Raw genomic sequence first — 13,593 nt, 5'->3', positions numbered from 1 at the left:
TGTTAACGTTGGGCAGTTTTTATTGTTAGTGTTTGGTATTTTAAGTTGTGGATGTGTCCACGACTTTTTTTGTTTTGTAGAACAATTAATAATTTTTATTTATATTTATAAAGTTTATTTTATAAGTTAGTGTCTTCATAGAATAAAAATTCTATGTAAGGAGCAAAAGAAATGAATACAAATACCGTTGACAAATTACAATATAATAAGTTAAAAGAAATAGTAAAATCCTATTGCGTAAGTGGCCTTGGTAAAAAGTTAATAGACAAACTTAAACCATCAACAAATCTAAAAACTGTTGAAGAAAGATTAAATGAAACAATGGAAGGAAGGGTTTTATTAGATTGTAATAACCATATACCATTAGAGGGTATATTTAATATTAATCATATTTTAGAAAGTATTGAGAAGGGATTAGTATTAAATGCAGAAGATTTAATTATAATGTGTAACTTTTTAAGAGGATGTAGAAAAATAAAAAAATTTATAATAGATAAAGAGAGTTATGCTAAAGCTTTAAGTGCTTATGCCAGAATAATTACTGAGTTTAATTTTATAGAGGAAGAAATTGAATATTCAATAAAAGGTAGTTGTGTGGATTCCAATGCTAGTAAAGAATTAAAAAGAGTAAGAAGGCTTATAGAAAATAATGAAGATAAAATAAAGGAAAAGCTAGATAAATTTTTAAAAAGCAACAGTAATAAAAGGTATATACAAGAATTTTTTATAAGTAAAAGGGGTGATAGATATACTGTTCCAATAAAAAGTGCATATAAAAATTTTGTACAGGGAACTATTGTTGAAACTTCAACAAAGGGTTCAACTGTATTTATAGAACCAAGTATTATATCTAAAAATTGTATACAATTAGTATCCTTAAAAGCAGAGGAGGCAGTGGAAGAGTATAAGGTATTATCTCATCTAACAGAATTAATATTCAATAATTTAAGGGAAATTAAGATTAATGCTGAAGTAATTTCACAGTATGATATGATTTTTGCAAAAGCTAAATATAGTAAAGATATAAATGGTATAAAACCAAAATTAAATGATTATGGATTTATCAATATAGTTGAAGGTAGGCATCCATTATTAAAGGGGGATGTAGTACCATTAAATTTTAATATTGGAAAAGACTATAGAACCTTGATAATAACAGGACCTAATGCTGGGGGAAAGACAGTGGTATTAAAAACCATAGGAATAATGATGTTGGCAACACAATCTGGATTTCATATTCCTTGTAAAGAGGGAACAGAGATTTCTGTATTTGAAAAAATATTTGTGGACATTGGAGACAATCAGAGTATAGAAAATGCATTAAGTACATTTTCATCCCATGTAAAAAATTTAGCACAGATAATTAATAATAGTAATAAATCTACTTTAATTTTATGTGATGAAATAGGAAGTGGAACAGAACCTAATGAAGGAGCAGCGCTAGCTATAGCCATATTAGAAGAATTTTATCATAAAGGATGTATTACTATTGCTACTACTCATTATGGGGAAATAAAGGATTATTCACAAAAACATGAGGATTTTCAGAATGCAGCAATGCAGTTTAATAGTGACACTTTACAACCACTATATAAAATCAATATAGGTGAATCTGGGGAGAGCAATGCTTTTTGGATATCTGAAAAGATGGGAATAAATGCATCGGTAGTGAAAAAAGCAAAAGGTTATATGATAAATAAGAAGTATAACTTTGCTTTAGTAGATAAGTCAAAAGTAAAGAGTAAAAAAATTAATATTGAATATTTTACTAATCAGAAAAGGTATGATTTTAAAATAGGAGATAAAGTATTTTTAATGGATTGTGAAGATTTTGCTATTGTATACAAAACTAAGGATAGATTTAATAATATAATAGTATTTCATAAAAATCAGTTAATAAAAGTGAATGAAAAAAGGTTAAAGTTAGAATTGAAAGCAGAGGATTTATATCCTGTTGACTATGATTTAAATACTTTGTTTGTAGATTATAAAGAGAGGAAGCTAGAAAAAGATATTTTAAGAGGTTCTAAAAAAACATTAAAAATTATAAAAAAAATCAATAAACATTAGATAAAAATAGGATTGTAATATAGGTAATTACAATCCTATTTTATGTTATAAACCCAATATAATATAAAAAAATTATATTATAAGCGGTATAATATAATTAAAATAAAAATTAAAATTTTATCAAAACTATTGAATTTTGATAAAAAATGGTATATTATCAATTATGTTCATGGATTAATTTTACTTTAATTCATTTTAAAACAAATAGTTTAAAAATAGGGGGAAAGTTATGAGAAAAAGTTTTTTAAAAGTTATTGGTATTTTAACCACCACTTTTTTAATCACAATTAATTCTTATATAGATGTATGTGCAAATCAGGAATATAGAGTTAAAAGCCAAAGTTTAAAAACTTCATCTAAAGTAATTATAAATCAGAATAATTTAAGTTCTAAAATTCATGATGAAGTAGAGAATGTAAAGGATGAAAATGAAGCAAAGACAGAAAATATCAAGTTATTGAAAAATACAGACCAGAGATTATCAACTAATAATAATGAAAATAAAAAATATACTATGGCTGATTTTAACAAATTAAGTTATAAGGAAACTATAAATATTATATCAAGTATAAATTGGTATGATATAGAAGACTTAATGCAATATAGTGAAGATGCTAGACAATTTTATGCTGATGAAAAACGTGTACAGGCACTTATACAGGCAGTAATTGAAAAAGGAAACACATACACTAAGGGGGACAATAAGGGTATACCAACTCTTATAGAGGTGTTAAGGGGAGGATATTATCTAGCATATTATAATGATGGAATGAAAAGTTTTTATAGTATGGAAAATAGGGAAAAATGTATTCCAGCTATATTAGCAATAGAAAGTAATAAGAATTTTAGACTAGGTAATGATTGTCAAAATGAAGTTGTTAAAGCGGTGGGGTTATTAATAAATAATACTACCTCTAATGTTGAAATTATAAATAAAGCTACACCAATATTAAAACAATACAATAATAATTTTAATGATAATATTTTAAATATAAGCAAAGGCAATGCAATCCACTCACTAATGGAGGGAATAGAATATAGTTTAAGGTCTTATTGTTATCATAATAATACAGAGGCTAAGGACACAAAGTGGTATGGTAATATAAACGAGTTTATAGATCAGGTTTCTAAGTTTGTTTTAATTGGAAATGCTAATAAGGAGAATAGTTGGTTAATAAATAATGGGATTTTTTATACTGGAAAATTAGCCAAGTTTCATAGTAATACTTTTAATCTACAAAAGATTATAGAGGATGCCTTAAAAATATATCCTTATCTTGGAGAACAATATTTTAAAGCAATAGAAAGTATAACTTATGATTTTAATGGAATCCAATCTAATGGTAATAGAGTAGATATAGAAAAAATTAAAGAACAGGGAAAAAAATATTATTTACCAAATACTTTTACATTTGATGATGGAAAGATGATAATTAAATCAGGAAGTAATGTAAGTGAAGATAAAATAAAACGATTATATTGGGCTTCAAAGGAAGTAAAGGCTCAATTTCATAGGGTAGTTGGAAATGATAGGCCTTTAGAACAGGGGAATGCAGATGATGTATTAACGATGGTTATTTATAATTCCCCTGAAGAGTACAAATTAAACTCTATTTTATATGGATATAGTACAGAAAATGGAGGAATATATATTGAGGGAATAGGGAGTTTTTTCACTTATGAAAGAACAACAGAACAGAGTGTTTTTAGTTTAGAAGAGCTTTTTCGTCATGAGTTTTGTCACTACCTTCAAGGAAGGTATTTAGTTCCAGGTATATGGGGGAAGTCAGATTTTTATAAAGGTAGTGATTGTAGATTGACTTGGTTTGAAGAAGGTTCAGCAGAGTTTTTTGCAGGGGCTACTCGTAAGGAAAATGTGGTGCCAAGGAAATCACAAGTTAGTGGTTTATCAAGAGAGTATAAAGATAGATATAGTGCAGATAAATTATTTCATTCTAGATATGGGGTATGGGATTTTTATTATTATGGTTTTGCATTCTCTGATTATATGTATAATAGGCAACCAGAGATTTTTAATAATATAGTAAATTATATAAAGAATAATGATGTGTTAGCATATGATGAATATATAAAAAAATTAAGTGAAAATAACATTATAAATAATGAATATCAAAAACATATGGAGGATTTAATAAACAAATATGATTCATTAAACATTCCTTTAGTTTCAGATGATTATTTAAATAGTCATGAAAATATTAATGCCTCACAAGTTTTTAGTAATATTAAAGATATTTCCAAATTAGATAATATAAAAGTCCAGAAGGAAAAATCACAATTCTTTAATACGTTTACCTTGAGAGGAGAGTATAAAGGAGGATTTACTAAAGGGGGAATAAAAGATTGGAAAGAGTTAAATAATAAATGCAATGAATACTTAAATAAATTAGATTTATTGGGATGGACAGGATATAAAACAGTGACTTGTTATTTTACTAATTATAGATTGAATGCTTATGGTGAAGTACAATGTGATATAGTTTTTCATGGAATGTTAAGTGATTCTATTGAGACAGAAACTAATGATTATAAAGAAGTAGAGCCTAATAATAGTTTTGAAACTGCTAATGGACCTTTAGTAAGTGATAAAACTTTATTTGGGGATTTTAAAGATAAAACTAGTGATTATTATTATTTTGACGTAGATAAAGAAGAAGAAATAGATATAACAGTAAATAGTAAAGATAATATAGGGATTAATTTCTTAATATATAATCAAAATAATAAGGAACAATATATATCTTATCCTAATAAAGAGGGACAAATACTTCATTGTAATTTTAAAGCGGCTAAAGGAAGATATTATATAGTTGTTTATAAATTTTCTGGGGAAGCAGGAACTTATGATTTGTTGTTAAAAGAGAAATTACCCAAAAAACAATTAGAGGAAAAGGAAGATAATAATTCATTTAATAATGCTTTTGAAATTTTTATAGGAAGTAAAGTATTAGCTAAATTGGATTCAAATGATACAGTAGACATATTTAGTTTTTATGTATCAAAAAATCAAAATATATTTATAGAAATGACAAAACTAAATGATATTGGAATGAATTGGATGTTATACAGGGAAGATGATTTAGATAACTATATTTGTTATGCGAATAGGGATAATAATAGACTTTATAATAATATTAATTTAAAATCTGGTAAGTACTATCTATATGTATATAGATACTCTAATGAGGATGGTAACTATTTTGTAGAGATTAATTAGATAAAATTATAATATAGAATATAAAATAAGAGTATATCATTTGGATATACTCTTAATCCATTTAGAATATGAAGTTTTATAATTGGTACTTTTATTATCTTTTATATAATTATAAAATCCTTGTAAAAACTTATAATGACGTTGGCTCTGTGAAAGGTTAATACCACCGGCATTGAATTGGTTTTCTAATATTTTATCTAATGAAATATTTTCTTTATTATTCATTATGTTATACATAGCCATAAAAGTTGTAGTTCTTCCTTTACCATGTTTACAATGAAAGTGTAAAAAACTATTTTCAGCATTATTTAGTATAAATTCAACAAAGTCATCTACCGCTTCTTGGGTAGGGACATGGCCATCACCTACAGCAAATCTTATATATTTTAAATTAAGGATTTTAGTTAAATCTTCTTCAGAGTGTACATTGGTAACAGTAATTTTTTTTATGGTATCTCCCTTTTTATTATATAAATTTATTAAGGAATCTTTTTTTATATTATTTAATTGGGAAGTCTCTTTTTTAAAAGTTTCGTTACTATTAAAGCCTTTATTTAGAGTTTTATAAGGGCTATAAAAACTAATAGCAATATTGTTGATAAATCCATGGGATTCTTGTCTTAAATCTACTATATAAAGGTCTTGCGAGTTTATTTTATTTTTTATATTATTTAATTGAGGTGGGGTAAATTGTGCACTACCAGAAATATTTAGGTCTTTAATAATCCTAAAACCATCGGGCAATCCTAATTCAGAATCGGAATCAATTATAGTTAATATATCAGTGTTAGTATTTTGAGGAACTTTTTTTGCGTTTACAGAAAAAGCAAATATAAAGGATAAAAGTAGTATTGGTAATACATAATATATTTTTTTAAAAATTTTATTCATAATACAACCCCTTTTAAAACTATTTATATATAGTATTTTAAAAGAAAAAAATATTATTCTAATATGTAAAATTGTAGAAGTAAGAATAATAGATTAGTAAAACACATTGGTATATACTGTATGTAAATGAAATTTATATTTAAAGATAATGTTAGGGGGAAGAAAAGTTTAACTTAGGATATTTTATCATATTTATACTACTATTTTTCTTAATATATAATTTTAAAGTATAAAATAAAAATTTTATATCAAGATTATCAAATATAGAAAATAAACCTAATATAACCTATAGTACTGAGGATAAAAAAGGATTAAAGCAAATTATTAATACAAAAAAAACCATAAAAAAATTTGCCCTTTGAAAGTGTAAAAAATGTATATTCAAAAAATTAGATAAAGGTTATTATAAGTTTGAGCCTTTTCAATTAGGAATCTCATTTGTTAAGGATAAGTCAATTATAATGTTTAATAGTTTAGAAGATGTTAGTATAGATGCTTATTTAGAATCTAAACCAACAATTAACAATGAAGTTTTAAAAGGATTGTGGGTTTCTATAGATAAGCATAAACATGTATCTAACTCTTATTTTAAGCAGATACTTATATCCGATACTCTGAAAATATAAATATTAAGTATTTTTACAGGCGTTATTGTAAAAAGGGGTTGTGGAACTAAGAAAATTAGTGTGACAGCCCCTCTTTTATAATTATATTTAAAGGATAAATGTTATTATACTTAAGTTTAAATAGTATTTATATTTTTGAAAGGAGATACTTTGAAATATATAGTGTTTATTATACTTATGTTAAAATAACATTAAGGGAATTATTCCGTATTCAATATTTTTCAATGATAAATTTAATTCACAAAAATATTTAATTAAAATTTAGGAAAAGAGGAAGTGAATACTTTGAAACAAATAGCAATATATGGAAAAGGCGGAATAGGAAAATCAACTATTTCTTCTAATTTATCTGCAGCTTTTTCAAAAAAAGATAAAAGAGTATTGCAAATTGGTTGTGATCCTAAACATGACTCCACGAGACTTTTACTTGGGGGAAGAAAAATAAATACTGTATTAGATTATATAAGAGAGGTTGCACCTGATAAATATAGGTTAAATGATATTTTGTGGCGAGGATACAATGGGATTCATTGTGTAGAGGCAGGAGGACCTAACCCTGGAGTTGGGTGTGCAGGAAGAGGAATTTTAACTACTTTTGATTTATTGGAAAGATTTAATATTAAAAATAAAAATTATGACATTGTTTTATATGATGTACTTGGAGATGTAGTGTGTGGTGGATTTGCAGTACCTTTAAGACATGAATATGCAGATGAAGTTTACATAGTGACGTCAGGTGAGTTTATGTCTATATATGCTGCAAACAATATATTGAGAGGACTTAGAAATTACGATGGTACCATGAAAAGAGTTGGAGGACTTATATTTAATAAAAGGGGAGTAGAAAAAGAAGAAGAGAGAATAAAAAGATTTGCAGATGCTGTTAAATTACCTATTTGTCAAGTTTTTCCTAGAAGTAATGAGTTTACTTATTCAGAGAAAATAGGATTACCTTTAGTAGAAATTGAAGAATCAAAGGTATCTTATGGATTTTTAAATTTAGCAGATAAAATAATTGAAGATACAATGCTTTATGAGGCTTTACCTCTTACAGATGAGAAACTGGAAGAAGTGGTTTTACAAAGAAAGGAGAAGTCTTTTTTATATAAAAACAAAATTGAAGAAAAAGTTAAAAAGGAAGAAATAGAAGAAGAGGATTTATTAGAAGAATTTTTATCTAAGAATGTACTATTAAGGGAGCCACTTCATGGATGTGCTTTTAATGGAGGAGTAAATGTGGCAATTCAAATTGAGGATGCAGTGACTATTGCCCATGGTCCTAGAAGTTGCGCCCATATTTCATATCAAACTATAACTTCTGTAGGAAGAAGAGGTTTTTTTGAAAGAGGAGAGCTAATGCCGGTGCAAATAAACCCTTCACTTGTTAGTTCAGAGATGAATGAAGGGGTAATGGTTTTTGGTGGTACAGATGCATTAAAGAAAACCATAAAGAGGGTAGAGGAAAAAGGAAAGGCATTATTTGTAATAACCACATGTCCTGCTGGTATTATAGGAGATGATGTAGACTCCGTGAAAGAAATGAGTAGAGTAGATAAACCTATTATTCCTATAAAAACTGATGGTAATATTACAGGAGATTACCTACAGGGGATGATTAAAGCATATATACAAATAGCTAAGGGTCTTATTAAAAGGGATGTTATTAAAAAAGAAAATACAGTAAATATATTATCAGAAAAATTTATTTCTAGAAATACTGAGAAAAATTTCAATACTATGAAAGAAATATTAGAATTTATTGGTGTTTCCATAAATTGTAGGTTTATATGTAAGACAAGGGTAGAGGATATAGAAAATTTTATGAGTGCTAATTTAAATATTTTGGCTCATGATGACTATATGGGAAGACTTATGAAAAAGTTTTTTCAAGATGAATATAATGCTAAATTTTTTAAAACTCCTTTTCCAATAGGGTTTTCAGATACTAAACAGTGGATAAAAGAAATATCAAAATACTTTAACAAAGAAGAATTAGTAAAAGATTTGATAATAGGTTATGAAGAGGAATATAAAAAGGAAATAGAAAAAATAAAGCCATACTTAATTGGTAAAAAAATTATGATAATTACATATAACCATCAGCTTGACTGGATATTAGAGACTTTAATTCATCTCCAAATGGATATAGTAAAGGTCTGTGTATTAAATTTTTGTGGAGACAATTTATTTAAAAGTAGATTTGAAAATATGTTAAATATAGAACTTAAGTATAATCAAGATAAAAGATTACAGGATATTAAAAGCTTAAAGCCTGATATTATCATATCCAACTACGCTACATCCAATTTGGATGAAAATGCAGTGGTAGATACTATACCTATGTGTCCTGATGCAGGATTCTTTAGTGGATTAAATCTTGCTAAAAGGTGGGCTGGCCTTTTTAAACTAAATTTAAAAGAGGGGTGGAGAAAGGATGAAAAATTGTTTTGCAAATATTACTCCAGATAGTTTAACAGGAGCTCTTTTTGCTATAGAGGGAGTTTTAGATGCAGCAGTAATATTAAATGGACCTACAGGATGTAAACTTTATCATAGTGCTATTTCTGAGGGACAAATGCCTTCACAGGCTAATTACGATCCTTTTAGCTATCCAGAGGAGTTTTATTTTGGACAACCTAGAATTCCCTGTACATACATAGATGGATATGATTATATATATGGATGTTCAGATAAGCTGACTAAACTTTTAAAGGATGTAAAAAAAAGAAATTATAATCTTTTAGCTGTAGTTAATTCACCAGGTGCAGCTTTAATTGGTGATGATTTAAATAGATTAATGAAAAATGAATTAGGAGATACTCCATATTTTTCTATGGAAAGCACAGGATTTTCAGGTGACTTCAATCAGGGGTTTTACAACTCAATGAAAAAAGTGATTACGTTACTTTGGGGAGAAAGAAAGGAGGTAATACCTAAGACTGTAAATCTTATAGGCATATCTATTTATGATAAGTATTTTGAGGGGAATATAGAGGAACTTAAAAGGCTTTTGAAGTTATGTGGAATAGATGTAATATCAAATATTTGTGGTGGAGAGAGCACAGAAAATATTAAAAAAGCAATAAAGGCAGAATATAATGTAGTTATTTATCCAGAGTGTGGGCTACAACTAGCTAAGTGGATGAAAAAAAACTATAATATACCATATATAGTATGTGAAGAAGGGGTGAGTATAGGATTTGATGCTACTGAAAGTTTTATAGATGATATATGTAAAAAATTAAATGGCCATGAACAGTTATTCAAAGAAGAGTTAGAAAAAGCAAGAGCTCAAAGTTACGTTTATTTATCTAGAACTACATCATTTATAGGATTGCCTAAAGGGGCAACATTTTCTATTAAGGCTGAAGCCTCTATGGCTTATGCACTGTGCAAATGGCTTTGTATGTATTTAGCTATGATACCAGCATCTATAGAAATTTTACCTAATAAAGATAATAGATATTTTACAAAATTAAAAAATTTTCTTCAAAATTTAGGCTATCATAATGCCCTAAACAAAGATATACACGAATGTACGGGTAATATAGTATTTTGTGATGGTAACACCATACTCTCACTTAGATCTTGTAATAAAAACTTTACAGGGGTAGAAATCTCTTTGCCATCACTTGGATATATTCATGTTATACCAAAAACTATATTAGGTATAAAAGGTGCTTTGATGTTTATAGAACATATATTAAATGGTGTTCAATTCGTTAATTTTAAATAGTTAAAAACCACTATGGATTATTTTTATTTATAGTGGTTTTTAAGATATAAGTATTTCATTTTTAAATCCATTATTGAAAGGGAAGAAATAATTATAAAATCGTCTCCTATGTTAATTCTAAAAGAAAATTAATAAAAATAATTATCTTTATTCTATATGATGGTGAAAAAATCATGTTTTACAGGAAGAATTTTTTTAAAAAATATTATATTTATGTATCATTGAGTAGTTTACAAATTAATGTTAAAATAATAAAGGTCGTTTATTAAAAGGGGAGTGATATATAGCATGGATTTAAAAAAGACTAATATAATTATTGCAATAATGGTTGCTATGTTTTTGGCGGCTGTGGAAGGTACTGTGGTAACTACTGCTATACCAACTATAGTAAAGGATTTAGACGGTTTTCAGTTAATAAGTTTTGTATTTTCAATGTATTTGCTTACTTCTGCTATATCTACACCTATATATGGTAAGTTAGCAGATTTATATGGTAGAAAAAGTACTTTGTCCGTAGGTATAATAATATTTTTAATAGGTAGTTCTTTTTGTGGATTATCATCAAATATGTACCAACTTATAGCGTTTAGAGCATTGCAGGGTTTAGGTGCAGGTGCTATATTTACTGTAACATATACTATAGTAGGGGATGAATTTAATTTAGAGGAGAAAGCTAAAGTACAAGGATGGTTAAGTACGGTTTGGGGAGTGGCTAGTTTAATCGGACCATTCCTAGGAGGATTTTTACTTGAAAGTCTTTCATGGCACTGGATTTTCTTTATTAATATACCGTTTGGTTTATTATCTATAGTACTCTTACATAAAAGCTTAAATGAAAATTTTGAAAAGAAAAAGCATAAAATAGATTTTTTAGGAACTGTAGTTTTATCATTAGCTATTATAAGTCTTTTATATGTGGTGTTTTCAGTGGAAAAAGGTTGTAGTGGATTATCCCCATCTATAATAATAAGTATAATACTTACAGTATTATTTTTAGTTTTATTTTATTTTGTAGAAAAAAAGGCAGAAGAACCTATTATACCTTTTGAAATATTAACCAAGACTAATATTGTAGTAAATACAATTACATTTTTATGTGCGGCGATATTAATAGCCATGGATGTGTATATGCCACTATTTATACAAAATGTTTTAGGGTTTCCACCAACTATTTCTGGTCTAACTATGTCTCCGATGTCTGTAGCATGGCTTTTATCTGCAGTTATATTATCAAAAATTATTTCAAAATATGGCGCAAGAAACATAACATTTATATCAATAATAATTTTAGTAGTAAGCAGTAGTCTGTTATCAACATTGAATACTTCCTCATCCTTAATTAATATTATAATTTATGGTTCCATAATGGGATTTGGTTTTGGAGGAGCATTTACTATACTTACCATAATGGTACAAATGTCTGTGGATTATAATAATAGAGGAGCAGCTACAGCTACCAATGCTCTTTTAAAGACACTAGGACAAACTGTAGGTGTAAGTGTATTTGGGACTATATTTAATTTAAATATAGTTAAATATTTCAGTAGTAGAGGTATTAATGGGGTTGATCCTAATAATTTGTATTCAACAAATAGCAAAGGGTTAGAAATATCTGCTGATCAGATAACAGCTTCATTAGGTTCAGCTTTGCATATGGTGTTTGTAACATTGATTTTTGTGGCGGTACTTTGTGCAGTGTTATCATTAATGTTACCAAAAAAAATTGAAGAAAGTAATTAAATTTATGTAGGTATGAATTAATTTTAGGGTATAGACATGTTCTATACCCTATATTTATAAAAGAGTATAAAAAGAAGTTAAAGTTATAGATTTTTATATTATAACTTAGTCTATTCTTTGTAAAATAATAGAGGATCTATTTACAGCTTGGTTATCTATACCTGTGCCAGCCAAGAGATTTACAGTAGCTGATTTATTTTTTAATGTAATGGTTGCACCATCAGGAATTGATGCTATAAACATACCATTTAATTCGGCTCTCTTTGTGTCTGGATCATTTATCTCATTTGAATGTATTCCAAAAAAAGAGAGAGGATGTTCAAATCCATTAATGGTAACTGCGAATGCAGCATTTATTACAGAATTATTTGGTCTAATAGTAACCGTATAATCAATACGATAAATTCCTCCTGTATTTACAGTGATTGTAGAACTATTTGGCGCAAAAGTAAAATCTCCAGATTGAAAAGCTATTGTAAATATTACTTCATCACCAGGGGGAACGTCTTGAGATCCACCATTAGTTACAGCATTAAAGTATGCTGGAGTAACTCCTGGTCCAGTAATGCCTGTAGCGCCAGTTATTCCTTGAATTCCAGTAGGTCCAGTAATACCTCTAGCACCAGTAGGTCCAGTTACTCCACCAGGACAAGTACATCTACCACAATATATAATTTTATTACAGTTATTTTTCAAATTATTACCTTCCAAATTTACTTAAACAATAAAAGTTATGATTTTTAAAACTTATTGGTAATATATAGTATGAATAGTTTTTTTTATGATATAAAAGTATAGATAAAACTTATAGCAATAAATATTATTTTTATTAAATATATTTAAATTGTTTTTACATTCATAGTTTTTTTTCAATGAACTATTGGTATCAAACAGTTTTAAGATATGGGGATGTTTTTATAGATGTATTTTAAAATATATGACATTAATTAAATGTAATTCATATAATAATATTGACCTAAATGGTATTTAATTTAGAGTCAAATTTATGAAAAGGATGTTGAGGTATATGTTGTGTGATAAAGATAGGAGAAAATTGCAGAGAAAATTAGAAGATTTATATTGTAATAACTGTGACATTTGTTTATGTGATTCTTCATGTTTTGCTATTAATAAATGCGATTGTTGTGTAGATCCGATGGAAAATTTATTAAACCAGTTGATAACTTTATTGGCACCAACCGATACTATACAGATAACACTAAACACAGGAGCAGTTCAATCTTTTTTAGTAAGTCAAGTAGTAGCTATAACTGATAGTATAATAAATATAG

General features: G+C 27.3%; 8 protein-coding genes and 1 pseudogene. 7 read left to right on the top strand and 2 right to left on the bottom strand.

Translation table 11 applies throughout. The features are described from left to right. The first annotated feature begins 171 nt into the window (after positions 1-171). A complete protein-coding gene (locus tag EJL03_RS12240) occupies positions 172-2,070 on the top strand; it encodes an endonuclease MutS2 (protein WP_125154255.1) in 1,899 nt (632 codons plus the stop codon). Positions 2,071-2,299: 229 nt separating this feature from the next. Then, positions 2,300-5,308, top strand: coding sequence for a collagenase (locus tag EJL03_RS12235; protein ID WP_125154254.1), 3,009 nt, complete (start codon positions 2,300-2,302; stop codon positions 5,306-5,308). Between the two features lie 36 nt (positions 5,309-5,344). On the opposite strand, the gene EJL03_RS12230 is transcribed toward EJL03_RS12235, so the two are convergent. Next, positions 5,345-6,199, bottom strand: a complete 855-nt coding sequence (locus EJL03_RS12230; protein ID WP_125154253.1) for a fused DSP-PTPase phosphatase/NAD kinase-like protein — start codon at positions 6,197-6,199, stop codon at positions 5,345-5,347. A gap of 461 nt (positions 6,200-6,660) precedes the next feature. Between EJL03_RS12230 and EJL03_RS16100 the strand changes: the two genes are divergently transcribed. The 4 genes from EJL03_RS16100 to EJL03_RS12215 all read left to right on the top strand — a co-directional run bounded on the left by EJL03_RS16100 (position 6,661) and on the right by EJL03_RS12215 (position 12,301). Next, complete coding sequence (locus EJL03_RS16100) at positions 6,661-6,825, top strand: hypothetical protein (RefSeq protein WP_164509073.1); 165 nt, start codon at positions 6,661-6,663, stop codon at positions 6,823-6,825. Positions 6,826-7,110: 285 nt separating this feature from the next. After that, entirely contained in the window at positions 7,111-9,294 is a 2,184-nt protein-coding gene (locus tag EJL03_RS12225) for a nitrogenase component 1 (RefSeq protein ID WP_125154252.1), read from the top strand. After that, entirely contained in the window at positions 9,260-10,561 is a 1,302-nt protein-coding gene (locus EJL03_RS12220) for a nitrogenase component 1 (protein ID WP_125154251.1), read from the top strand. Before EJL03_RS12225 ends, EJL03_RS12220 begins: the two co-directional genes overlap by 35 nt. A 288-nt stretch (positions 10,562-10,849) precedes the next feature. Continuing rightward, positions 10,850-12,301, top strand: a complete 1,452-nt coding sequence (locus tag EJL03_RS12215; RefSeq protein WP_125154250.1) for an MDR family MFS transporter — start codon at positions 10,850-10,852, stop codon at positions 12,299-12,301. Positions 12,302-12,406: 105 nt separating this feature from the next. Here EJL03_RS12215 and EJL03_RS16625 read toward each other — a convergent pair whose 3' ends face one another. Further along, positions 12,407-12,997 carry a collagen-like protein gene (locus EJL03_RS16625; RefSeq protein WP_125154249.1) on the bottom strand — a complete coding sequence of 197 codons (591 nt, stop codon included), beginning with the start codon at positions 12,995-12,997 and terminating at the stop codon, positions 12,407-12,409. Between the two features lie 331 nt (positions 12,998-13,328). Between EJL03_RS16625 and EJL03_RS12205 the strand changes: the two are divergent. Beyond that, positions 13,329-13,593: pseudogene (locus EJL03_RS12205) on the top strand (hypothetical protein); the annotation flags it as partial.

The sequence above is a fragment of the Clostridium rectalis genome (assembly GCF_900626095.1).
Classification (GTDB): domain Bacteria; phylum Bacillota; class Clostridia; order Clostridiales; family Clostridiaceae; genus Clostridium_AS; species Clostridium_AS rectalis.
The sequence above is the reverse complement of the archived record's forward strand: the minus strand, read 5'-3'. Positions and strand labels throughout refer to the sequence as shown.